20 protein-coding genes and 1 riboswitch are annotated in these 22,936 nt (G+C 62.1%); of the genes, 13 read left to right on the top strand and 7 right to left on the bottom strand.

Annotation, left to right across the window (positions count from 1 at the left end; genetic code table 11):
- The first annotated feature begins 41 nt into the window (after nt 1-41).
- Nucleotides 42-1,430, top strand: coding sequence for a DUF2868 domain-containing protein (locus VDP81_RS08325; RefSeq protein ID WP_323012028.1), 1,389 nt, complete (start codon nt 42-44; stop codon nt 1,428-1,430).
- The gene (locus tag VDP81_RS08320; RefSeq protein ID WP_322995878.1) at nt 1,427-2,893 is read left to right on the top strand and encodes a DUF3482 domain-containing protein; all 1,467 of its coding nucleotides are present in this window, start codon (nt 1,427-1,429) and stop codon (nt 2,891-2,893) included. Before VDP81_RS08325 ends, VDP81_RS08320 begins: the two co-directional genes overlap by 4 nt.
- Before the next feature lie 20 nt (nt 2,894-2,913).
- Here the strand turns inward: VDP81_RS08320 and VDP81_RS08315 are convergent, their stop codons facing one another.
- The gene (locus tag VDP81_RS08315; RefSeq protein WP_323012027.1) at nt 2,914-3,819 is read right to left on the bottom strand and encodes a TPM domain-containing protein; all 906 of its coding nucleotides are present in this window, start codon (nt 3,817-3,819) and stop codon (nt 2,914-2,916) included.
- A complete protein-coding gene (locus VDP81_RS08310) occupies nt 3,816-4,433 on the bottom strand; it encodes a LemA family protein (protein WP_323012026.1) in 618 nt (205 codons plus the stop codon). Before VDP81_RS08310 ends, VDP81_RS08315 begins: the two co-directional genes overlap by 4 nt.
- Before the next feature lie 337 nt (nt 4,434-4,770).
- On the opposite strand from VDP81_RS08310, the gene VDP81_RS08305 reads away from it, so the two are divergent.
- From VDP81_RS08305 to VDP81_RS08280, 6 genes are all read left to right on the top strand, one after another.
- A complete protein-coding gene (locus VDP81_RS08305) occupies nt 4,771-6,237 on the top strand; it encodes a DEAD/DEAH box helicase (protein WP_322995875.1) in 1,467 nt (488 codons plus the stop codon).
- Between the two features lie 38 nt (nt 6,238-6,275).
- Nucleotides 6,276-6,908: a LysE family transporter gene (locus tag VDP81_RS08300; RefSeq protein WP_323012025.1), complete on the top strand. Its 633-nt coding sequence runs from the start codon at nt 6,276-6,278 to the stop codon at nt 6,906-6,908.
- A gap of 18 nt (nt 6,909-6,926) precedes the next feature.
- Nucleotides 6,927-8,534, top strand: coding sequence for a peptide chain release factor 3 (locus VDP81_RS08295; protein WP_322995873.1), 1,608 nt, complete (start codon nt 6,927-6,929; stop codon nt 8,532-8,534).
- Nucleotides 8,535-8,591: 57 nt separating this feature from the next.
- Nucleotides 8,592-9,215: a hypothetical protein gene (locus VDP81_RS08290; protein ID WP_322995872.1), complete on the top strand. Its 624-nt coding sequence runs from the start codon at nt 8,592-8,594 to the stop codon at nt 9,213-9,215.
- A 53-nt stretch (nt 9,216-9,268) separates the two neighbouring features.
- Nucleotides 9,269-9,360: riboswitch (TPP riboswitch) on the top strand.
- Nucleotides 9,361-9,407: 47 nt separating this feature from the next.
- A complete protein-coding gene (locus VDP81_RS08285) occupies nt 9,408-10,187 on the top strand; it encodes a 3-oxoacyl-ACP reductase (RefSeq protein ID WP_323012024.1) in 780 nt (259 codons plus the stop codon).
- Between the two features lie 10 nt (nt 10,188-10,197).
- The gene (locus VDP81_RS08280) at nt 10,198-11,484 is read left to right on the top strand and encodes an LLM class flavin-dependent oxidoreductase (protein WP_322995870.1); all 1,287 of its coding nucleotides are present in this window, start codon (nt 10,198-10,200) and stop codon (nt 11,482-11,484) included.
- A 34-nt stretch (nt 11,485-11,518) separates the two neighbouring features.
- Here VDP81_RS08280 and bfr read toward each other — a convergent pair whose 3' ends face one another.
- The 3 genes from bfr to rpoN all read right to left on the bottom strand — a co-directional run bounded on the left by bfr (nt 11,519) and on the right by rpoN (nt 13,744).
- On the bottom strand, nt 11,519-11,983 hold the full coding sequence (bfr, locus tag VDP81_RS08275) for a bacterioferritin (RefSeq protein WP_322995869.1): 465 nt from the start codon (nt 11,981-11,983) through the stop codon (nt 11,519-11,521).
- Nucleotides 11,984-12,118: 135 nt separating this feature from the next.
- Nucleotides 12,119-12,370, bottom strand: coding sequence for a (2Fe-2S)-binding protein (locus tag VDP81_RS08270; protein WP_323012023.1), 252 nt, complete (start codon nt 12,368-12,370; stop codon nt 12,119-12,121).
- A 21-nt stretch (nt 12,371-12,391) separates the two neighbouring features.
- Nucleotides 12,392-13,744, bottom strand: a complete 1,353-nt coding sequence (gene rpoN / locus VDP81_RS08265) for an RNA polymerase factor sigma-54 (RefSeq protein ID WP_323012022.1) — start codon at nt 13,742-13,744, stop codon at nt 12,392-12,394.
- A gap of 6 nt (nt 13,745-13,750) precedes the next feature.
- Between rpoN and VDP81_RS08260 the strand changes: the two genes are divergently transcribed.
- Both VDP81_RS08260 and VDP81_RS08255 read left to right on the top strand, forming a co-directional pair.
- Entirely contained in the window at nt 13,751-14,317 is a 567-nt protein-coding gene (locus VDP81_RS08260; protein WP_323012021.1) for a hypothetical protein, read from the top strand.
- A 93-nt stretch (nt 14,318-14,410) separates the two neighbouring features.
- A complete protein-coding gene (locus VDP81_RS08255; protein ID WP_323012020.1) occupies nt 14,411-15,517 on the top strand; it encodes a PLP-dependent cysteine synthase family protein in 1,107 nt (368 codons plus the stop codon).
- Nucleotides 15,518-15,563: 46 nt separating this feature from the next.
- Here the strand turns inward: VDP81_RS08255 and VDP81_RS08250 are convergent, their stop codons facing one another.
- Nucleotides 15,564-16,610, bottom strand: a complete 1,047-nt coding sequence (locus tag VDP81_RS08250; RefSeq protein ID WP_322995864.1) for a hypothetical protein — start codon at nt 16,608-16,610, stop codon at nt 15,564-15,566.
- 127 nt (nt 16,611-16,737) lie between these two features.
- Here VDP81_RS08250 and VDP81_RS08245 point away from each other — a divergent pair, with 127 nt between their 5' ends.
- Both VDP81_RS08245 and leuA read left to right on the top strand, forming a co-directional pair.
- The gene (locus VDP81_RS08245) at nt 16,738-16,890 is read left to right on the top strand and encodes a hypothetical protein (protein WP_323012019.1); all 153 of its coding nucleotides are present in this window, start codon (nt 16,738-16,740) and stop codon (nt 16,888-16,890) included.
- A gap of 97 nt (nt 16,891-16,987) precedes the next feature.
- Nucleotides 16,988-18,694, top strand: coding sequence for a 2-isopropylmalate synthase (leuA, locus tag VDP81_RS08240; RefSeq protein WP_323012406.1), 1,707 nt, complete (start codon nt 16,988-16,990; stop codon nt 18,692-18,694).
- Between the two features lie 50 nt (nt 18,695-18,744).
- Here the strand turns inward: leuA and VDP81_RS08235 are convergent, their stop codons facing one another.
- Nucleotides 18,745-19,086 carry a DUF1840 domain-containing protein gene (locus VDP81_RS08235; RefSeq protein ID WP_322995863.1) on the bottom strand — a complete coding sequence of 114 codons (342 nt, stop codon included), beginning with the start codon at nt 19,084-19,086 and terminating at the stop codon, nt 18,745-18,747.
- A gap of 93 nt (nt 19,087-19,179) precedes the next feature.
- On the opposite strand from VDP81_RS08235, the gene VDP81_RS08230 reads away from it, so the two are divergent.
- Nucleotides 19,180-22,911 (top strand): phospholipase effector Tle1 domain-containing protein, encoded by a 3,732-nt coding sequence (locus VDP81_RS08230; protein ID WP_323012018.1) that lies wholly within the window; start codon nt 19,180-19,182, stop codon nt 22,909-22,911.
- Nucleotides 22,912-22,936: the final 25 nt, after the last annotated feature.

Genomic DNA, 22,936 nt, shown 5'->3' with positions numbered 1-22,936 from the left:
AAACTCGGTATTATCGACGTTTTATCGTCGCCCACCGCCACATGGAGCATCCCACCGCCACCTCGCCTTCTGGCTCGCCACTGCAGCAGCACTGGCGAGCCGAAGCCGTGCGGCTGCGCGAGGCCCACTGGGGCCCCCTGGAAGATGCCGCCGCTTGCCAGGCAGCCTTGCGACAGCCTGCCGATCTGCAGCAGCGTATTCTCGCCCGGGCGGCTTGGCTGGCTGCCCGGGGATCTTTGCAGACCTGCCTGCAGCAATGGACGACCGGCGCCCGCTGGGCGCTGCTGGCCTTATGGCTAAGCGCTGGGCTGGCCGGAGTGGGGGCCGCCATCAGCGTCCTGGGCAATCCGACGGGCACCGTCAATCTGGCGCTGGCCTTGCTGGGGCTGCTGGGGCTGCATGCCCTGATGTTCCTGATCTGGCTGATCGGCTGCCTGCCGGGCTGGCCTGCGGGGGGCACCACGCTCTCGCATGCGTGGCTATGGCTGACACGCAAAATCGTGCGCGGCCCGGATGCAGCCCTGGTGGCACAGGCATTTTTGTCCCTGCTGTCCCGTACCCATGCCTGGAAGCCCGCCCTGGGGCTGTTGAGTCACGGCGCCTGGATTGCCGTCTTCGCAGGGGCCATACCCACCTTGCTGATCTTGCTGAGCACCCGCAGCTATACGTTCTACTGGGAAACCACGCTGCTGTCGCCGGATGCGTTCCTGGCCTTTAGCCAGTGGCTGGGCAGCGTGCCGCACTGGCTGGGATTTCCCTTGCCTTCCGAACTGTCGGTCGCGCAAAGCATGGCGGCCACCCCGGCGCCCGCCGCCGTGCAAACGCAATGGTCATGGTGGCTGATCGGCTGTCTGTTGGCCTGGGGAGTGCTGCCTCGGGTACTGGGCTTGATCGCCTGCGGATTGTGGCTGCACCGGCGCATTCGCCAGTTGCATGTCGACCCGGATCTACCCGGTTGGCTAGAGCTACGCGACCGCCTGCTGCCCACCCATCAGATACTGGGGGTGGACCGCCCAGCAGGCCGGGCCGACGCGCGCCTGAGCGCCACCCGGCAGCCATATCAGGCCACCCGTCACGCGGCCATCATGGCCTACGAACTAGGCCCGGATATTCTCTGGCCCCCCGCCGACCTACCCGATGCCATTGACGATCTGGGCCGCTGCGACAGTCGCGCAGACCGCGTTCGCATCCGCCAAATGCTGCCCACCCAGCACCTGCTGCTGGTGTGCGATGCGCGGCTGACGCCGGATCGTGGCGCGGCGGTCTGGTTCAACGAACTCCGCCACGTCTGTGCCGATTTCCAGATTCTCTGCCTTGAGGGCTCGCCCGCACGTCGGCAGGTCTGGCAGCAGGCGCTGTCCCAACATTCGCTGCCTCAAGCAAGCAGCCTGGCTAGCTGGCTGGAACACCTCGGAAACCCATCTCCATGACTGATATTCTTTCCCCCATCGACCTTGCCGTCGTTGGCCACACGAATACCGGCAAAACATCCTTGCTGCGTACCTTGTTGCGTGATGAGCTATTCGGTGAAGTCGCCGACGAACCCGGCACGACCCGGCATGTCGAAAGCGCCCAGTTGCTGTCCGGCAGCGGCCAGCCCATGCTGATTCTGCGTGACACACCGGGCCTGGAAGACGCCATGGGCGTGCTGGACTACCTGGACCAACTGATCCAGACCGATCCCAGCGAAGAACGCCCTGACGGGCCAGAGCGCATCCAGCGCCTGCTGGACAGCCCAGAATCCACCGAGCGATTCGAACAGGAATGCCGGGTGCTGGATACGGTGCTGAAAACCGACGCCGCACTCTATGTCATTGATGTCCGTGACCCGGTGCTGCCCAAGCATCGTGACGAACTCACCCTGCTGGCCGCCTGCGGCCGTCCGATCCTGCCCGTGCTGAACTTCACGCGCAGCCCATTGGCCGATGTACTCGCCTGGCGCGAGGCCCTGGCGCGCCTGGGCCTGCACGCTACGGTGGATTTCGACACCGTGGCGCCCGCCCTGGACGGTGAAAGCCAAATGCTGGACCGCCTGGCCCTGATGCTGAGCCAACAGGCGCCTGGGCTGATGGCCTTGCGCACAGACCTGGGCCAGCAACGTCTGAAGCGCCTGCAGGATGCCACCCGACTGATTGCAGAATTGCTGATGGATGCTGCGGCCCTGCGGCTGCCCTGTCTGCACGAGCCGGCCGAACTGGCCGCCATCACGCTGGTCTTGCGCAAACGTACCCGTGACCGGGAGCAAAGCTGCGTACATGCACTGCTGAAACGTTACCGCTTCAGCAAATCTACCTTTCCCCATTACCCACTACCCCTGGAAGGCGAGCGCTGGGGCATGGATCTGTTCAGCCCGATGGCAATGCGCGACTTTGGCATCAAGGTCAGCAAAGGCCTGGCCACAGGCGCCATGGCCGGCGCCACGGTAGACGTCCTGACCGGAGGCCTGAGCCTGGGCACCGCCACCTTATTGGGGGCTGCGATCGGCGGGGTATGGCAAGGTGCCAACCAATGGGGCAAGCGCCTGATCGGCAGGCTCGCCGGCCAGGTGGAAATGACGGTGGACGATCCCGTGCTGCACCTGCTGGGACTGCGCCAGCTGGCGCTGGTGCGGGCCCTGGAATGCCGCGGACATGCAGCCATGCGTCCCATCAGCCAGGACTTGATGGCCCAGATCAATGCCGTCCCCGATGCCCCCGCTGAGGACGCCGCCCCCACTGAGAACGCCAGCCCGCCGACCGAGCCTCTGAATCGCCTGCCGCCTGCCGTGCAGACCATCCTGAACGAGGCCCGCAGCCATCCGTCCTGGTCCACTATCGGCGAAAACCCGGCGCCTGATCTCCAGCGCGAACTGCTGATCGGCCAAATGGCCCACGCTTTGTTTCTGGCGCTGTGATGCCTGCGGCGGCAATGGCCTCACCAGCCGCCGGAGGCGCCACCACCACCGCCACGACCACCACCGCCACCGCCACCGCCACCACCACCGCCGAAACCGCCACCACCACCGCCGAAACCACCGCCACCAAACCCATCGTCTCGACCACGCGAGCTTGAATGCCTGCGCATGCGCGACGTAATCCCCAGCGCACGAGCCACGCCCCCCACCAGCAAACCAAGCACAGCCCCCAGCAAGGCCCACAGGGCACTGGAGGTCATCATCCAGGTGAAGCCTGCCGCCAAGACGGCAGTCATCCACAGCGGTACCACCAGCGCCATGAAAAACAAGAACCCCAGAATCCCGAGTACGACATCTTCGTCGTCATCGCCCTGCGACACAGGCGGGGGCAGGTCTTCGCCGTTGATCAGGGCCTGCAGCGCAGACACCCCCGCCTGCAGGCCTGCAAACACATCCCCTTGGGCAAAATAGGGCGTGATTTGTTCGCGGATAATGCGGCCGGCCTGGATATCGGTGACCGTGCCTTCCAGCCCATAGCCCACGTCGATACGCAGTTGACGATCCTGCAAAGCCGCCAGCAGCAAGACCCCATCATCCAGTCCCTTGCGCCCGACGGCCCAATCATCAAACACCCGCCGGGCGTATTGTTCAATGGTATCGGACCCTGTCGTCGGCACCAACAGCACAAACAGCTGCGAACCGCGAGCCTTTTCCCAGGCGCGCAACTGCGCATCCAGGCTTTGGATCTGAGTGGCATCCAGGGTATCCGTCAAATCCATGACCGGAGCGGTCCAGGCAGGCACGGGAATCGTGCCGCCTGACGGCGCCCCGGCGCTATTTTGCGCCTGGGCTGGCATGCACCAGAACAGCCACAAGCACAGCGCCAGGAAAGCGTGCCCCAGCCACCCTCGGCCTATTGCAGTCATTGCGTCGCACCCGCAGCCGGCACGTCGAACTTGACGGCCGGGTCCTGCATCACGGTATCGGCCTTATCCAAACCGTACTGGACCTTGGTCTGATAGCCGAAGATCCGGGCCGTGATCAGCGTCGGAAACTGGCGTATGGTCAGGTTATAGGTCTGGACTGCCCCGACATAGCGTTCCCGCGCCACGGCAATGCGGTTTTCCGTGCCCTCCAGCTGCGTCATCAGGTCGCGAAACAAGCCGTCGCTCTTGAGTTGCGGATAGTTTTCAGAGACTGCCAGCAAGCGCCCCAGACTGGCCCCCAATGCCGCCTGGGCCTGCTCGAAACGCGCCATCAACGCCGGGTCTCCGAGATCGTCCGCATTGATCTGAATCTGACCTACCCGCGCCCGATCCTTGGTCACCTGCTCCAGCACCGTGCGCTCGTTGACCATATAGGCATTGACCGAGGAGACCAGCTTAGGCACGAGATCCGCCCGGCGTTCATACTGGTTGAGCGCCTGAGACCAAGCCGCCTTGACCTGTTCATCCTGCTGTTGGATTTCGTTGTAGCCACAGCCTGACAGCAATAGCGCCGCAGCCGCCACCACTGTCCAATTGAAAAAACGTCGGATCATCGGAACCTCGTTAGGGATATTGATTCATGAGCTGTCCCGATCAGGACTTGCCAGATCATCGCAGAACGCTTGTGCGCCTCAGCAAATCGAGACTGATGTATTTTAAAGACATTCAGCAAGCTCGGGGACATCCGACACGCTATAATGGTCGCTTTCGCGCGGCTTACCAGTCCGTCGCGCGACGTTCCCCGACGCTGGCATGTGGGGGCCTCCGTCAGGCGGCTCCATCAGACATTGCCCGGCTCTCGTCGGCGGCCATTTCCTCATTTCATTCAATTCGTCAGCCTCGATTGGTATCTCTCGACTCGAGCGGTAGGCGGTCGCTGGAGTCACACTGTTGGACAATTCCATTACTTTTGCCTCGCTTGGCCTGGCAGAACCCCTGCTGCGTGCCGTACATGACGCAGGCTACACCCACCCCACGCCCATCCAGGCCCAGGCCATCCCGCGCGTCATGGAAGGCGGCGACTTGCTGGCTGCCGCCCAGACCGGCACGGGCAAGACCGCCGGCTTCACGCTGCCCATTCTGCACTATCTGATCCAAAACCCCCTGAGCAGCCGCCAGGTCGGGCGGCCCCGCGTGCTGGTGTTGACCCCCACCCGCGAACTCACCGCCCAGGTCGAGGAGTCCGTACGGCTATACAGCCAGCACACGCGCATCCACTCCATGGTGATGTTTGGCGGCGTCAACATCAAGCCCCAGATAGCAGCCCTGAGAAAACCGCTGGATATCCTGGTGGCCACCCCTGGGCGTTTGCTGGACCACGCCCAGCAAAAAACCCTGGATCTGTCCGGCGTGGAAATTCTGGTGCTGGATGAAGCCGACCGCATGCTGGACATGGGCTTTATCCATGACATCCGCCGCATCATGAAGCTGTTGCCGGCCAAGCGTCAGAACCTGTTGTTCTCCGCCACCTTCTCGGATGAAATCCGCGGCCTGGCCCAGGGTATTTTGCGCAACCCCGGCGAAGTCTCGGTCGCCCGGCGCAACACCACCTCTGAACTCGTCAGCCAGCGCATGGTGGCCACCGAGCAATCGCATAAACGCGACCTGCTCAGCCACATCATTCGCGAAAGCGGCTGGCATCAGGTGCTGGTGTTCACCCGCACCAAGCACGGCGCCAACCGTCTGGCTGAAAAGCTTGTCAAAGACGGCCTGACTGCCGCCGCGATTCATGGCAACAAAAGTCAGGCCGCCCGCACCAAGGCGCTGGCCGGCTTCAAGGACGGCAAGGTCGCCGTCCTGGTGGCGACCGACATCGCCGCCCGTGGCCTGGATATCGACCAACTGCCCCAAGTCGTGAATTTCGAGCTACCCAATGTGCCCGAAGATTACGTGCACCGCATTGGCCGCACGGGCCGCGCAGGCAGCACCGGCTCGGCCCTGTCGCTGGTCGACCAGACCGAGATCAAGCTGCTGCGCGCCATCGAACGCCTGACCAAGCAAACCATCGAGCCCATCAGTATCGAGGGCTGGAATCCGACTGCCATGGTGACGACAGACTCCGCGCCAGATGCCCGCGAAAAGCGCGCGCTGGCTCGCGTCCAGGGCGATTTCCGGGGCGGACGCAGCGATGCGCCGCGTGATGGCCGCCACCGTCGTCCAGATGGCCCAGCCGCCCGCGAAGGCCGCCCCGGTGGCCGCCGCGATGGCAACCCCGGCAACCGCCGCCCCTCGACGGATGCCCGCCCCAGCACCGAAGGCCGCCGCAGCGATGCTCGTCGCAGTAGCAACAGCAGCAGTAGCTCCCCTCGCCCCCAAGGCGGCCGCGCAGCCGCCCTGTTACAACAAAAGGCGGATTAAACTACGCCTTTGTTTGTGCAACCACTGCGGAGCATTTGATGGCCTTGTCCACCTGGCTGGCTTTTTTTGCCGCTGCCTGGGCGATTTCCTTCTCGCCCGGGCCGGGGGCCATTTGCTCCATGGCCTCGGGCCTGAAATATGGCTTTCGCCATGCGTTCTGGACCACTATCGGCCTGCAGCTTGGTCTTATCTGCCAGCTGTTCATCGTGGCCGTCGGGGTAGGCGCCCTGCTGGCCACCTCAGAAATCGCCTTTACCATCGTCAAATGGACCGGCGCCCTGTACCTGGCCTACCTGGGGGTCAAGCAATTCCGCACGGACGCTGCCCCAGTCGCTGTCGTGGCACAGCCACAGCCGGGTGTCCACCCGATCCGCGATCAACTGCTGCGCGGCTATCTGGTCAATATCACCAACCCGAAAGGCACCATGTTTCTGCTGGCCGTCGTACCGCAATTCCTGGATCTGGGACGCCCGCTAGACCTGCAGTATGTGCTGATCGGCGCCACCCTGACATTCACCGATCTGGTCGCCATGAGTTGCTATACTTCGCTGGCCTCACAGATTCTGCGCCTGTTGCGAAAGCCCGGCCACATCCGCTGGTTGAATCGCGGTTTTGGATCTGTCTTCGTTTTGGCCGGCACCGCGCTGGCCACCTTCAGTCACAAAAGCTGACACACCCGACTATTTCCCATGAGCCTGACCGCCGAAGTCGCCCGCCGACGCACGTTTGCCATTATTTCCCACCCTGACGCCGGCAAGACCACGCTGACGGAAAAGCTCCTGCTATTCGCAGGCGCCATCCAGATCGCCGGCAGCGTCAAGGCCCGCAAGGCCAGCCGCCACGCCGCATCCGATTGGATGGAAATCGAAAAACAACGCGGCATCTCGGTGGCCTCCTCGGTCATGCAGATGGAATACCGCGATTGCGTGATCAATCTGCTGGACACTCCGGGCCACCAGGACTTCTCTGAAGACACCTACCGCGTGCTGACCGCCGTGGACGCCGCCCTGATGGTGATCGATGCCGGTAATGGCGTCGAACCGCAAACCATTCGCCTGCTGCAGGTCTGCCGCGCACGCAACACCCCCATCATCACCTTCATCAACAAGCTGGACCGCGAGGTGCACGAGCCGCTGGAGCTGCTGTCCGAGATCGAAGGCCACCTGGGCATGGACGCCATCCCGTTTTCCTGGCCCGTGGGCATGGGACGCCAGTTCGGCGGAGTATTCGATATCCGCCACGACCACATGCGCGTATTCCGTCCTGGTGGCGAACGCGACCGGCACGACGACGAGACCATCGAGAGCTTGAACAATCCCGTCTTGCAGCAACGATTCGGTGATGCCTACACCAAGGCTCACGAAGAAATCGAGCTGATCACCGGCGCCGTGCCCGACTTCGATCACCAAGCCTTTCTGGCCGGTCGCCAGACGCCAGTGTTCTTTGGTTCGGCCATCAACAATTTTGGGGTGCGCGAAGTCCTGGACGCCCTGGTGGAACTTGCCCCCGCCCCAGGCCCGCGCGCGGCACTGGAACGCACTGTCCAACCGGACGAGGCGAAGTTCACCGGCGTGGTCTTCAAGGTCCAGGCCAATATGGACCCGGCCCACCGCGACCGCGTGGCCTTTGTGCGCGTCAGCTCGGGCCACTTCCAGCGCGGCATGCGGCTTAAAGTCGCCCGCAACGGCAAGGAAATCCGGCCCAATAATGTGGTGTCATTTCTGTCGCAACGCCGCGAGATCGTCGAAGAAGCCTATGCCGGCGACATTATCGGCATTCCCAACCACGGCGTGCTGCAACTGGGCGATGTGCTGACCGAAGGCGAATCCCTGACTTTCACCGGCCTGCCGTTCTTTGCCCCCGAGCTCTTCCAGGCCGTCGAAGTCAAAGACCCGCTGCGCACCAAACAACTGCGCACCGGCCTGACCCAATTGGGCGAAGAAGGCGCAATCCAGGTTTTTCGCCCCGAAGCCGCTGGGGGTGCGCTATTGCTGGGCGCCGTGGGCCAACTGCAGTTCGAGGTCGTGGCCCATCGCCTGAAAACCGAATATGGTGTCGATGCCCGCCTGATGCCCTCACGCTACAGCCTGGCACGCTGGATCACCAGCAAAGACCCCAAGGCCCTGAAGAAATTCATGGATGCCAACCCTGCCAGCATTGCCACCGACGTCGTGGACGCTATCGCGTTCTTGGCCAGCTCTCCGGCCCAGCTCAGGGTCGCCCAGGAACGCTACCCCGACGTTGAATTCCACGCCATGCGCGAACATGCTGGTCGAGTCTTCGGTGCCGGGATCTGATGGCCGCATCCGATACAATAGGACGAACGAAGCATTGACCGACCAAGGTGTTCCCTTATGTCCTGGCGTGTGATTACTGCCATCTTGCTGCTTGCCGCCGGGGCTGCCGCCTGGGGTGGCCTACGCCTGGGCGACTGGCTGATTATCCACAGCCCGTCCCAGGTACAACAAATATCCGACTCCGCCAGCACGCAGGGCGATGTACCTGTGCTGGATGCCAATGGCCGACCTTTCGTGGCTCCGGCCCCCCAGCCCTTATCTAACGGGCGCTTGGGCGTGCCCAGCCTGCCCCCACCCGTAGACTGGCAACTGCAGCCGACCCCGCTGATGGACGAAAACCGTCCCATCGCCCTGGCCACCACCACCATCACCATGGACGAAGCCATTGCCCTGGCGGCACAAAGTCAGATGGATGACAGCGGCCTGCAGGGCATTGCCAACATCGACATGCTGCTGAACAGCCAGACCGTGCAGCCCATCGATGTTCCGCCACCACCGCCTGCGCCCAATCCCGCCGCCGTCACCAACGCAAACTGGCAGGCCACATTCCAGGCCGAGCTGAAATCCTGCGAAGCCCTGGGATTCTTTTCGCGGCCTTCTTGTGCCTGGGCGGCCCGCAATAAATACTGCGGGCCCAACAACGCCTGGGGCAAGGCCCCAGACTGCCCGGCAGAACGCTGATATCTCTATGGGCCTTCGATGGCCCTATTCTGTTTTTCCGTGCTATGGTACTGACCACAGACACGGGGTGCCCCACAGGGCTGAGACAACACCCGCCGAACCTGATCCGGATCATACCGGCGGAGGGATGTCATCGATGCCTCGCACTGTTTTGCATCTTGATGTGCCCCCGCCATTTTCCTAGGGCGCATCATGACAGAAAGATATCCTGCACTTAATTTCGACCAGCAAATTGTCCTCGTCACCGGCGGGGCACGCGGCCTGGGCGCCAGCTTGGTCAACGCCTTCCTGCAGGCTGGTGCACGCGTCGTCATCAACTACCGCACCAGCCAATCCGCCGCAGACCAGCGGGCCAGCCTGGCACCGGCACACGCACTGGCCCTGAAAGCCGATGTCTGCGATCCCGCTGCCGTGCAACATATGGCGAACCAGGCCCAGGCCCATTTCGGCAGCCCCATCACCACAGTGGTCAACAACGCTCTGCCCGACTTTTCTTTTAATGGCGATGCCCGGCCCACCCTGGAAAATCTGTCCTGGGGCTCGATGCAGGCACAGATGGGTGCCGTACAAGGCGCCCTCAATACCATGCAAGCCACCTTGCCTGGCATGAAGTCCTTGGGGTTCGGACGCATCATCAACATCGGCACAAATCTATTCCAGAACCCGGTGGTTCCCTACCACGATTACACCGCAGCCAAAGCGGCCTTATTGGCTTTGACGCGGACAGCAGCCCAGGACCTTGGCGCAGCCGGAATCACGGTCAATATGGTATCGGGAGGGCTGCTGCAAACCACCGATGCCTCAGCAGCCACGCCCCCTGCGGTCTTTGATCTGATTGCCGCCAATACGCCTTTGCGCCGGGTGGTGACCCCAGACGAACTCGCCGACGCCGTATTGTTCTTCGCCTCGCCTTGGGCTCGCGCCATCACCGGACAAAATCTGGTGGTCGACGGCGGTTTGGTTAAAAACTAAGGGTTGCGCCATGAGCCAACGCAGCCTGCACCTGAATCTATTCCTGTTTGCCTGCGGCCATCACAAAGCCGCTTGGCGTGCGCCCGACTCATGCGCCGACCAATTAGGCAATATCGCTTATTACGAATCTGTGGCCCAGATGGCTGAACGCGGCAAGCTTGACGCGATATTTCTGGCTGATGGCCATTCAGCCGACCATATCGAAGACGGCCCACGCTGGTTTCTGGAGCCCTTGACCGCATTGGCCGCCATCGGGCGGGCAACCGAGCATATTGGCCTGATCGGCACACTATCCAGCACCTTCTGCACCCCCTTTCATGCCGCCCGGATGCTGGCTTCTCTGGATCACATCAGCCGTGGGCGCATGGGCTGGAACGTCGTGACGTCCATGTTTGACGCCGAGGCCCGCAACCACGGCTACGAGGCCATGCCCGACCATGCGCAGCGTTATGCGCGCGCCGAGGAATTTGTGTCTGTCGTCAAAGCGCTTTGGGACAGCTGGGACACAAATGCCCTGCTGTGTGATCGCCAAGGGCCCTACGCCGATCCCGCCCGCGTGCATGCCATCAAACACCAAGGCGCCTATTTTCGGGTAGACGGCCCACTCACCGTTCCGCGACCGCCTCAGGGCCGTCCCGTTCTATTCCAGGCAGGCGCCTCACCACAAGGCCGGGCGCTTGCTGCACGGCACGCCGAAGCCATCTACGCTGTCGCCCACGACCTGCCTGCCGCCCAGGCCTATTATCGTGACATCAAACAACGCGTCAAAGCGGCGGGCAGATCCGAGCCAGTACCGATTTTGCCTGGCCTGGTGACTTATGTGGCATCCACCCAGGCAGAGGCACGCGCCAAACAACAGGCGCTGGACGCTCTGCTGCCTGTTCAGTCGTCGCTCAGGCAATTAGAAGGGTTTATTTTTCAGGACTGCCAGGGCTGGGCCTTGGATGCGCCTGTGCCGCCACTGCCTGCGCTAGAGGATTTCTCGGGCCCCAAAGGCCGCTATGCCACCATATTGCGCATCATCGAGACTGAACAACCCACATTGCGCCAACTGCTTGGACGGCTGGCCGCCGGGGGAGGCCACTGCACCGTCGTTGGCACCCCGGATCAGATCGCTGACCATATCGAGCACTGGTTTCTAAACGAGGGGGCAGACGGCTTCAATCTGATGCCCCCCTCGCTGCCAGGCAGCCTGGACGACTTCATTGAGCAGGTGATACCGATCCTGCAGGATCGCGGGCTTTTCAGGCGCGCATACCAAGGCCACACGCTACGCAGCCATCTTGGCCTTGGCTAGGAAGCAGGAAGCCCCCCAACCCGACAGCGCCTGATTACACCTGCGATTGCAGATAGTTCTGCAGGCCCAGCTGTTCGACCAGATCCAGTTGGGTCTCCAGCCAGTCTATGTGTTCCTCGGTATCGTTCAGGATCGTCAGAAAGAGATCGCGCGACGCATAATCCTGCACTGATTCGCAGTATTTCATGGCTTCCTTGACGGTGGCCTGAGCGGCGGTTTCCAGCTTCAGATCGCAAGACAGGATCTCCGGCACGGACTCACCGATCATCAGCTTATGCAAATCCTGGAGATTAGGCAGACCATCCAGGGTAAAGATGCGCTGAATCAGCATATCGGCATGTTTCATCTCGCCGATGGACTCGTCGTATTCGTGTTTGCCCAGTTTTTCGTAGCCCCAGTGATTCATCATGCGGGCATGCAGAAAATACTGGTTGATGGCGGAGAGCTCGTTTTTGAGCTGTTGGTTGAGGTATTGAATAACGGTCTTATCGCCCTTCATGATGTGCTCCTGGCTGACGCAGCCTACACCTATGCAGACTGTAAGCCATAAGGCTAGCAGGTAATCGGACAGATAGACAGGGATGCCCTGCTCATGAGATGAGCAGGGTCTGAAGCTGGCAGAAGGCCAAACGCATCAAGCGACGCGGCGAATCTCGGTGCTGGCCAGCATGGGGACTTGCACCACGTGATCAGGCTCGACTGCCGGCGGCATGGCATCGGCGGCATACTGCCCACCCGGTAGATAGTCGGTGGCAGTCTCGGCGCATTGGCCGCAACAGGTGGCGACCCCCAGTTGGGCCTGCAGGTCGCTGAGATCCTTTGCCCCTTGGGCAATGGCTTCCTGGACATGGCGTTCGCTGATCGCGTTGCATACACAAATATACATGCGAATCATTATTATCCTTTATTACGCCGATGACAAGCGTTTCTTGCGCAGGCTGGCCACCGGTATTCCCATGGCTTCACGATATTTGGCGACAGTGCGGCGGGCAATCACAAAGCCTTGCTCGGCCAGCAACGTGGTCAAACGCGCATCAGACCAGGGTTTTTCCGGCTGCTCGGCAGCCAGCAGGCGGCGCATCACCGCCTGAATCGCCTGGGCCGACGCATCCTCACCGGTATCGGTCTGGACACCTGTTGCAAAAAAATACTTCAGCTCGCAAATCCCCCAGGGGGTCTGGGCATATTTCAAGCGCGTCGCCCGGGAAATCGTAGACTCATGCAAACCCAGAACCTGAGCCACCTCGCGCAATACCAAGGGTCGCAGGGCAGCCTGCCCATGATCCAGAAAAGCCTGCTGGTGCACCGCGATACATTCGGCCACCCGCAAAATCGTATGCCGCCGCTGGCCCAGTTGCGCAATCAGCAAGCGCGCCTGCTGCAGAGACTCGCGCAGAACCGGCCCAGTGGTAGTGTCCTCCATCTGGGCCAATAAATCCGGATCGACGCGCACGCGCGGTTCCAGCGCCGGATTCAGGCTGGCCTGCCAGCCGCTGGCCGCATGATAAAAAAGGATATCCGGCACGATGTAAGCAGGTGCCTCGTCTGTCCAGGCACTGGCTGGGTGGGGATCAAGCCGCAGAATGGCCTGGCGGGCCAGTTCCAACTGATCCCGGTCGCAAGCCAGTGCTGCACAGAGCTTGGCCCAACGGCCAGCCGCCAGATCCTCCAGGTGCCGCGTCAACTGCAAGGCCGTCGCCAGCACGGCGGCAGGCCATTCGGCGGCCCGGGCACGCAGCTGCAAGCGCAGGCATTCGGACAGGCTGCGTGCACCGATTCCGGCGGGATCAAAAGACTGCAACAGCCGCAGGGCCGTCTGCCATTCTTCATCCTCAACACCCAGGCTGCTGGGTAAAACTGCCGTATAAGCAGCGGGATCAAAATCCAGCCGCCCATGTTCATCCAGATCGTCGATCAACAGAGTCACCAGGGCTTGATCCCGCGCCGAGGCCCGGGTCGTATGCAATTGCTGCAACAGATGATCGGCCAGACTCTGCGCGGCAGGCGATTCTGGCATATCATCCGTTACTGTCCGGCTCGTGGGCTGCGCCCAACGGTGCTCCAGCATTTCAGCTTGTGCCGATGCCGCCTCGGGTGGCGTTTCATCACGCTGCAACAAGGGGTTTTCCGTCAGAGCCCGGGCAATTTCCAAATCCAGTTCCTGGGTCGAACACTGCAGCAGGTTCAGCGCTTGACGCAGTTGCGGGGTCAGCACCAATTGCTGATGCTGCCCCAGCTCCAGGGACGCTTGCGTACGCATATTCACTTGACTGACACCATGACTCAGGACGCCTTCAAAACTCCCAGCCCTCAGGACTCCAGCTTGTTGCGCAAAACCCTGATGCGCTTGACCGCCGCAGCAAAACTCATGGCCACCGCCGTTGTGGTACTGGTGGTACTGGTCTGGTATGACCTGCTGAATCGCCTGCTGGCCTTTGGCAATGGTATTGATTATGCCGGAAACCATGTGGTGGGAACTGAAGCCACGGCCTTGCTGCAGCGCTATAACCCTTACTTCTGGTGGGCGCTGGTCGCCCTGGTCACCATCATGCTGGCCTGGCTGGTCTCGTTGGCCATCCGTCGCATCATGGCCCAAGCACGCCGCAAAACGGTAGACGACCATTCGTTTCAACAACTGGCCCAACAACTGTCGGCCCCCGCCCTGGATGTGCTGCTGTGGGCCTGGCAGCCCCAGGACGACCCCTTGCGCGTAGGCGACCTGCAGCTGGCCCAACAAGAGCTCAGCCGCGGGCGCTCTGCACGCCTGCAACAGGCCGCCTTGCAGCTGGCAACGCTGAAAAACGCCCGCGACCGCCAGCAAAACAGCCAATAGGAAAGCGGCGGCGCGGCAAGGATTATGATCTGTTAGTCTCAAGGCCAAGTGCCCCCTGATCGATCGTCGGGCACGATACAGGATACTGCCCTCATGACCGCACGCCCCTCCGACACCCCTTCGGCCCTGTCAGCCGATGACCGCAGCTGGACCCGACACGCCATCACCATCCTGGAGGCCGACGGCCGACGCTCGGCGGATACGCACCTGGTCAAGCCGGATTTCCCCGGCCTGGCCAGCATCGACATCTACTTCAAGGATGAAAGCACCCACCCCACCGGCAGCCTGAAACATCGGCTGGCGCGGTCGCTGTTCCTGTACGGCATCTGCAACGGACACATCCGCCGCCAGACCACTCTGGTCGAGGCCTCATCCGGATCAACTGCGGTTTCCGAAGCCTATTTCGCCCGCCTGCTGGGCCTGCCGTTTACAGCGGTCATGCCCAAGTCCACCAGCCAGCAGAAAATCCAGGCCATCGAATGCTTTGGCGGCCATTGCCACTTCGTGGATCACACCCACGAAATCTATGCCGTGGCGCAGGCCATCGCCGATAAAACCGGCGGCTATTACCTGGATCAGTTCACCCATGCCGAACGCGCCACCGACTGGCGCGGCAACAACAACATCGCCGACAGCATTTTCCGCCAAATGTCAGGTGAACCCAATCCTGTGCCCCGCTGGGTAGTCATGAGTGCCGGCACAGGCGGCACCTCGGCCACCATTGGCCGCTTCATCCGCTATCGCAACCTGGACACCCGCCTATGCGTGGTGGATGTCGAAGGCTCGGCTTTTTACGATGCCTGGCGCACCGGCGATAAAAACATCACGGCCCAGGGTTCGCGCATCGAGGGCATTGGTCGCCCTCGGGTAGAACCTTCGTTCATCCCCGGCGTGATCGACGAGATGATCCGCATCCCCGATGCAGCCTCGATTGCCGCAGCCCACGTGCTGTCGGCACGTCTGTTTCGACGCGTAGGCGGATCGACCGGCACGAACTTCATGGGCGTCCTGAGCCTTGCTGCCCGCATGCGCCAGCAAGGCGAATCCGGCTCGATCGTCACCTTGATCTGCGACAGCGGAGATCGCTACGCCACTACCTATTATGATAATGACTGGCTCAAGGCCCAAGGCTTCGAGATCGGTGCATGGAGGACGAAAATCGAAGCATTCCTGGACAGCGGCACGGGAGAATTACTGTAATTTTTCTGCTGTCCGGACGCTAAGCCCGGACAGCAGAAACCCGCGATCAGCGGTTGCGCCACCAATACACCACCACGCCCAGGATCAAGGCAATCCCCAGGTATCCCAGCAGCGGATATACCGTCCCGACCAGCGTCGTGAAGCCGGCGAAGCTCAACCCCAGCCCCACAAAGGTGGACACAATGCTGATCACCCGGAACTTCGGCGTCTCGGGGTCTGCAAAACGTGCGCTGAAGGCAAAGAACATCCCCACCGCCGTGCTATAGATCATGCAGCACAGCGAGAGCATCATCAGCCAGCCCAGCCAGGGATTAAGCGTTTTTGCCAGCAGCACCGTGGGCATTTCCGCCCCCTGGATCTGATCCAGATTGGCGAACAGCCCGATATTCAGCAGCAGAATCAGTACGCCCAATCCCACCCCACCGAGTATGCCGCCGCGCGTCGTATTGTGCAGATTGTTGCTACTACCCGACAAAACCGCCAGCAGCGGAAAACCCACGGCAATATTGAAGGACGCGTACAACACCCCACCCAAGAACCAGTTGGGGGCCGCGCGATCCTCCTGGGTTGCCGCCAGGGCATTCAGCGTGGCCACGCTGGTATCACTGCGCACCAGGGCATAGATGACCAACACAATCACCAGGGCCAGCAGCAGCGGCGTGACCGAACTGATCAGATCCACAATGCGCTGCACATTCAGGCACAAGGTCAAGGACACCAGCACGGCCATGAACAGGCCACCGGCCAGCACCGGCAGTTCGAAGTGCTCGCGAAACAGCGACCCCGTCCCCGCCAGCATGGCAACGCCAACCCCGAATAAAAAGAAAATCAGCGCCAGATCGACAATGGACCCCAGTCGTTGGCCGAAAATCGCATCCAGCACGACTTTATGAGAATGCGCATGCAACTGCGTCCCCATACGCGCCACCTGCATCCCCAAGAAAGCAAACAAGAGCCCGGATACCAGGGTGCCTGCCACCCCCCACAAACCGAAATTAGTAAAAAACTGCAGGACCTCCTGTCCGGAAGCAAAACCGCCACCAATAATGACGCTCATGTAAGCCGAAGCCAACTGAAGCACCTGTCTGTTCATAATAATCTCCAGGATCAGACGCACAGGCCACAAGCCAAGTTGGATTGTGGATGACGCGCGCATTGTGTCAAGACAAGGCCATTATGGCACTTGCGAAAATTTCAAAAATATGTTCGACTTACACCTTATGAACATCCTTTACGCACCGACCCCGTCCAGCCTGCAGGCACCTGCAGCCGGGTTTGTGCGTCTGCCAGGAACCGTACTGCACGGTGCGCCTGCGCGTCCACTGATTGCCTCGTCTGGCCTGCTACTACTACCGATCGGTTGCCGGGCCTAGCGCCGCGTGGCAGTTCGGCAGCCTTTCCAGAGCCACAGTTTCGCCATCCGCGATTCCATTCAGTCCGTGATCCGGACCTTGCCCCAAGACAGGTATCATCATGATCAAGAACCCAGCCTCCAAATACGTTCCGTTCGTCCCGTTCGCCCAAGACTACGCCGAGCGCACCTGGCCCAGCCAGCGCATCACCAGGCCGCCCATCTGGATGAGCACCGATCTGCGCGACGGCAACCAAGCCCTGATCGAACCCATGAGCGTAGACCGCAAGCTGCGGTTTTTTGATCAACTGATCAAAATCGGCTTCAAGGAAATCGAGGTCGGCTTCCCGTCCGCATCCCAGACCGACTACGACTTCGTCCGTAAACTGATCGACGAAAACCGCATCCCGGACGACGTCACCATTATTGGCCTGACCCAGGCGCGCGACGACCTGATTCCGCGCACCGTACAGGCCCTGGCCGGCGCCAAACACGCCATCGTGCACATGTACAACGCCTGTGCCCCTGCTTTTCGCAAGATTGTCTTCAACATGAACCGCGACGAAGTCCGCACCGTAGCCGTCGAAGGCACCAAGATCGTCAAGGCCGAAATCGCCAAGTACCCCGAAACCCACTGGCGCTACGAATACTCCCCCGAGGTCTACAGCACCACCGAACCCGATTTTGCGCTTGAAGTCTGCAATGCCGTGGTCGATACCTGGCAGCCCACCGTCCAGGACAAAATCATCCTGAACCTGCCGGCCACCATCGAGGCCACCACGCCCAATCTGTATGCCGACCAGATCGAATGGATGCACCGCCACTTGGCGCAGCGCGACAAAATCGTCCTCAGCGTACACCCCCACAATGATCGCGGCACCGCCGTGGCCGCCGCCGAATTCGCCGTCATGGCGGGTGCCGACCGCATCGAAGGCTGCCTGTTCGGCAACGGCGAACGCACCGGCAACGTAGACCTGGTCACCCTGGCACTGAATCTTTACACCCAGGGCATCCACCCCGGCCTGGATTTCTCCGATATCGACGAGGTCCGCCGCTGCGTAGAGGACTGCAACCAGTTGCCCGTGCACCCGCGCCACCCCTACGTGGGCGATCTGGTGTTCACGGCCTTTTCCGGTTCGCACCAGGATGCCATCAAAAAAGGCTTTGCCATCCAACAAGCCGACGCCATCTGGGAAGTCCCCTACCTGCCCATCGATCCGGCCGATCTGGGTCGCAGCTACGATGCCGTCATCCGCGTCAATAGCCAATCCGGTAAAGGCGGCGTCGCCTATCTGCTGGAACAAGAACACGGCCTGACCTTGCCGCGCCGCCTGCAAATCGAATTCAGCCGCGCCATCCAGCGCGTCACCGACGAAACCGGCAGCGAAGTCACACCCCAGGCGGTTTACGATATTTTCAAGCATGAATACCTGGATCGCGACACCCCCTGGCAACTGGTGCGTCATCGCATCACCGGCAGCCCCAAGGCCACCGGCCAGAAGCAGTTCTCGATTGACGTCGAAATCCAGGCCGACGGCCAGACACGCAATCTGTCCGGTCAGGGGGATGGCGCGATTTCCGCCTTTCTGGATGCCCTGGGGATCGAGGCCCGCATCATGGACTACCAGGAACATGCCATCGGCACCGGCACCGATACCCGCGCCGCGTCGTATATCGAAATGCGAATCGGCGACGAGGCCGGCGGCTATGGCGTCGGCATCCACGAAGACATCGTGACGTCTTCTTTCCTGGCGATCCTCAGCGCCGTCAACCGCCATACCACCAGCGGCAAGGCACTGCCCATCCGGGCCAGCGCCGCCGCCTGATAGATGGTTGTGGCCGCCTCGCGCGTGCGGGGCGGCCCTGGCACAGCAACCTACCAGATCGGGGCAGGCCCCCAGGTAACGTCTTCGCCTTTTTCCCGGGATAAACGCAACATCGCCAGCAGAGGCCAGGCCCGCCGACGCATGCCGACGTGCTGGTCGATGGGGTGTTCGGCAGCATCATCGTGCTGGGTGGAATCGTCGCGGCTGGTGTCGGCCGCCACCAAGGACTCGATCCCCGCGATGGCGGTGTCCATCTGGTCACGGGTAATGACGCCGCGCTCTGGCAGATCGGGCGTATCGAATTGTTTGCCGGCAGCCAGCAAAATGGGCTTTGCGTGCTGGGCGAACATCAGGACCTCGGCCGCTGATTTGGACTGAAACAAAATTAGCATGGTGGGTCTTCCGCAATGGACATAAACATACACTAACCCAAGTTTGGCCCCCTGCCAAGCAGGACAATATCCTGCCTTCACAGGAGTCCAGCCATGCACGAAAACCGCCAGAAAAAAGGCTTTCCAAGCACCTTGGCATCGAGGCACCTACGCGTGCACACCGCCACGGAACAGTGCTTGCTATCGGCCTGCTGGCTGGTCGGCAGCCTGCTGATCGGCCCCCCCGCTATTGGCCAGACGGCCCTGACCTGTCCGATACCGGACAGCCCCGTATCCACCCCGCCTTGTGGCGCCAGCAGCAGCCTGGGCCCCAGCCCGGAGCCCCGCGTGGACACGGGCATCAGCAACCCCATCCAGGTCGTCAGTGGCGAAAAATTCCTGCGCGACATTGATCTCCCCGAATCCATTCTGGGCAGCAGTCCCGCATTTATTCGTCTATACCGTTCCAGCAACCAGCGCAGCGGGCCGCTGGGCACAGGCTGGTCGCTGGAATATGACATCCATCTGCAAGCAGACGCCGATGGCTACACCCTGATGCTGGCCGATGGCCGCGCGGTGCATTACAACCGCCTGGGAGGCACGACCCGCTACCTGGATGGCCACATCATGACGCGGGCTGCGGCACTGGATGACGACCGCCGACCCGCAGTCCATCAGCCTCCGGCATACCCGCCCGGTACTGAATGGGTTTGGCTGGGGCCGGATGGCCGCCGTCTGGGGTTCGACGCGCAGGGACAACTGCGGTCGATTCACCACCCTGGCCACCCCGCCATTGAGATTCAGCGCCACGCCCAAGGCCCCTACCAGGGCCTGATCCAGCATATCCGACAAGGCCAGCAAGACCTGAACCTGCACTATGCCCAGCATGCCGGACACGTCCTGCTGCAGTCGCTGGAGACCCCTTTGGGCACATTCAGCTACACCTATCAGCCAGTACATCTGGCGCACAAACCCACAACGTGGCAACTGATCCGCGTGCAACGGCCCGACGGCATGCAGCGTCACTACCTCCACGAGGCCGCCTACCAGGCAGGTCACCCCCATGCCATTACCGGCATTGCACTCAGCCGCCCCTCGGGGGCCCGCTGGCAGGCGCGCAGCTGGACTTACGACAGCCGGGGCCGGGTCATCGAAGCCATCCCAGGCGATCGCAGCCCCACCGCCCCCCGACTGGCCTTGAGCTACCCGCCTGGCGCAGCGGATATCGAGCTGCGCTGGGGTCAAAATCATCAACGATGGCAAGCGGCGGCACCCGCAGACGGCCTGCAGATCCGCCGCTACCCAGACGGACGCATCGGTCAATTGCGCGACCCCCTGGGCGGCTGGCCCGGGCTGGTGCTGGACTACGCGCCCACCGGGTTGCGCCGCAGCTGGTCCGCTACGCTAAGCGGTCAGACCCAGGTACTGCGCAGCCCGCAAGGCCATCTGCAGGGCTTCCAGTACGCCAATGGCGACCGCCTGGACATTCGCCTGGATGCCGTGAACCGTCCTGTGACGCTGACCCACCAGCGCCTCGACCAGGCGCCTATCTCTGTCCAGATCCAGTGGCGCGGGCGCCAACCCAGCCGACTGAAGCATCCGGCCGAAACCGAATTCCTGAACACGGACGAACATGGCAGGCTACAAACCCGCCACGTGCGGCGCCCCTTGTCGGACGGTGTGCTGCAATACCAGGAAAACTTTGTCTACAACCGCGCAGGCCAGTTGCTGCGCCATGACCTGCCCGAAGGCGGGGCATTGCACTATCGCTGGGCGCCCGACGGCATCCTGCAAGGCATACGCTGGGAAGACACCGCAGGCAGGCAGCATGCGGTCATCGACACCGTCGACGGTCTGGCCGGATATCGTTATGGCAACGGCCTGCATCTGCAAACCCGGGTCGACGCCGCTGGACGCACGGACCTGCTGGTACTCAGCCGCACCGGACAGGCAGTCTGGGGCGAACGTCGACATTACGACGACCAGGGCCGGGTGGCGCAGCGCCTGATATTGGACTCCGATGGGCAGATCAGCGGCCAAGCCCTGGCTCACGATGCCCAAGGACGGCTGGTTGGCATTAAGGATACCGCCACCACCCGCTGGCTGGCCTGGTCAGCCGATGGCAGCCTGCTCCGCCAGCATCGCCAGCCAAGTGCGCAACCCGCCACCGCCTCGCAAAACCAAGGCACCCACCAAGGACGCCAGCTTGACCTTTTGCCGACTTTGCTGCGCGATGCGGCAGGTCTGCCGCAATCCATCGGCCTGCGGCAGCTGGAATACCAGGCGCAGCAGCGCCTGTCCGCCGTCCACGAGGGTCAGGCCGAACTGGTGCGCTATACCTATAACGCCCGTGGCCAGCAGATCCGACAGCAAAGCCGAACCCTGGATATCGAACGCTATTACCTGGATAACCGCCTGGTGGGACGCTGGCTCCGCCCGCGAACGAATCCGCCTGCCGAGGCGACAACGGCAGTCCCCCGGTTTGGGCTCAGCGAACGCTATATCTACGCCCAGGATGCGCTGGTTGGCCGCCTGCGATATGACGCCCAAGGCAATGCCCAGCTGGATTTCATCCACAGCGACCTGCTGGGCGTCCCCGTGCTGACGACAGACGCGCAGGGCCAGGTACGCTGGCAGGCACGCTACGATGCCCTGGGCAGGCTGGACCATCAAAGCGGCGACCTGCCCGTGGTGCTGCGCCTGCCCGGTCAGGACGAAGACCCTTTCACGGGCTGGCACGACAATGTGTTTCGCACCTACCTGCCCCAATCCGGGCATTACCTGGAACCCGACCCCCTGGGGCCGCTGCCCGGCCAGCAGGCCCTGGGCTACGCCGCCCAGCAGCCCTTGCGTCACACCGATCCCTTGGGATTGATCTTGCTGGCCTTCGACGGCACACGCTACGGCCAGGCAAACCAAAGCAATGTCTGGAAGCTGGCCCAAGCCTATAGCGATGGCCAGAGCTATTATCATGCCGGGCCAGGCAGCAATCTATACATGAACTGGGATGCCATCACCGCCGCCAGCAGCGGTCAGATCCTGCGCAATCAATGGCAGTCCCTGCTGAACGCCCTGCAGCGCGCCCAGCGCGTCGGCACCACCGCACCCATTGATATTCTGGGCTATTCACGCGGCGCGGCGCTGGCCCGTGACTTTGCCAACCGCATCGCCCAACAGACCCGCAACGGCTGGTTTTCATATGATGACCCGCTGCGCGGCACCATTGGCCTGTGTGTAGACCTGCGGTTTTTGGGCCTGTTCGATACAGTGGCCCAATTTGGTCTGCTGGGCGCAGCCAATGCCGGATTCGATCTGGGCATCAGTGACGCCTGGAGTCGGGTCGCCCATGCCGTGGCGACGCATGAAATGCGCAGTCTGTTTCCTTTAGTCTCGGCGGGCGGCATGGGCAATACAACCGAAACCCCCTTCATCGGCGCCCATGCCGATATCGGCGGCGGCGGGCTGCTGGACGACACGGCTCAGGCTGCATCCCAGGGGGATTTATCGGATGTGGCATTGAACTGGATGTACTGGCAGGCTGCCGCCGCCCTGGTGCCCCTGCGGCCCCTGAGCGCCGACGACCAGCAAATCACCCAACCCTTGCTGCACGACGAGCGCATGCCCGCCCAGCGCATGCTGGATGGTGACCGCGACCTGCAAGACGCCCAGACCCGGTCCCTGGGCCCCCAAGGCAATCATCCCCGCCTGGGCGCCGGGCAGCGGGCGCTATTTGAAACCTTCATCCAGCGCATTGCCCTCTGGCAACTGAATGCCGGCAATATGGTCGGCACCGTGGACATGCAAGGCTACGGTGCCTGGCTGGCCACCCAGCAAAATGGCCCCTGACCACGAAACCATGCAAATCAGGCTA

Origin of the sequence: Castellaniella sp., from assembly GCF_034675845.1 — a bacterium.
GTDB lineage: Bacteria > Pseudomonadota > Gammaproteobacteria > Burkholderiales > Burkholderiaceae_B > Castellaniella.
This window is presented reverse-complemented; position numbering and strand designations above follow the sequence as displayed.

Excerpts from the sequence above, each read along its gene's own strand:
- VDP81_RS08325 (WP_323012028.1), top strand. The coding sequence starts at position 42 with ATGGAGCATCCCACCGCCACCTCGCCTTCTGGCTCGCCACTGCAGCAG.
- VDP81_RS08320 (WP_322995878.1), top strand. The coding sequence starts at position 1,427 with ATGACTGATATTCTTTCCCCCATCGACCTTGCCGTCGTTGGCCACACG.
- VDP81_RS08315 (WP_323012027.1), bottom strand. The coding sequence starts at position 3,819 with ATGACTGCAATAGGCCGAGGGTGGCTGGGGCACGCTTTCCTGGCGCTG.
- VDP81_RS08310 (WP_323012026.1), bottom strand. The coding sequence starts at position 4,433 with ATGATCCGACGTTTTTTCAATTGGACAGTGGTGGCGGCTGCGGCGCTA.
- VDP81_RS08300 (WP_323012025.1), top strand. The coding sequence starts at position 6,276 with ATGGCCTTGTCCACCTGGCTGGCTTTTTTTGCCGCTGCCTGGGCGATT.
- VDP81_RS08295 (WP_322995873.1), top strand. The coding sequence starts at position 6,927 with ATGAGCCTGACCGCCGAAGTCGCCCGCCGACGCACGTTTGCCATTATT.
- VDP81_RS08290 (WP_322995872.1), top strand. The coding sequence starts at position 8,592 with ATGTCCTGGCGTGTGATTACTGCCATCTTGCTGCTTGCCGCCGGGGCT.
- VDP81_RS08285 (WP_323012024.1), top strand. The coding sequence starts at position 9,408 with ATGACAGAAAGATATCCTGCACTTAATTTCGACCAGCAAATTGTCCTC.
- VDP81_RS08280 (WP_322995870.1), top strand. The coding sequence starts at position 10,198 with ATGAGCCAACGCAGCCTGCACCTGAATCTATTCCTGTTTGCCTGCGGC.
- bfr (WP_322995869.1), bottom strand. The coding sequence starts at position 11,983 with ATGAAGGGCGATAAGACCGTTATTCAATACCTCAACCAACAGCTCAAA.
- VDP81_RS08270 (WP_323012023.1), bottom strand. The coding sequence starts at position 12,370 with ATGTATATTTGTGTATGCAACGCGATCAGCGAACGCCATGTCCAGGAA.
- rpoN (WP_323012022.1), bottom strand. The coding sequence starts at position 13,744 with ATGCGTACGCAAGCGTCCCTGGAGCTGGGGCAGCATCAGCAATTGGTG.
- VDP81_RS08255 (WP_323012020.1), top strand. The coding sequence starts at position 14,411 with ATGACCGCACGCCCCTCCGACACCCCTTCGGCCCTGTCAGCCGATGAC.
- VDP81_RS08250 (WP_322995864.1), bottom strand. The coding sequence starts at position 16,610 with ATGAACAGACAGGTGCTTCAGTTGGCTTCGGCTTACATGAGCGTCATT.
- VDP81_RS08245 (WP_323012019.1), top strand. The coding sequence starts at position 16,738 with ATGAACATCCTTTACGCACCGACCCCGTCCAGCCTGCAGGCACCTGCA.
- VDP81_RS08235 (WP_322995863.1), bottom strand. The coding sequence starts at position 19,086 with ATGCTAATTTTGTTTCAGTCCAAATCAGCGGCCGAGGTCCTGATGTTC.
- VDP81_RS08230 (WP_323012018.1), top strand. The coding sequence starts at position 19,180 with ATGCACGAAAACCGCCAGAAAAAAGGCTTTCCAAGCACCTTGGCATCG.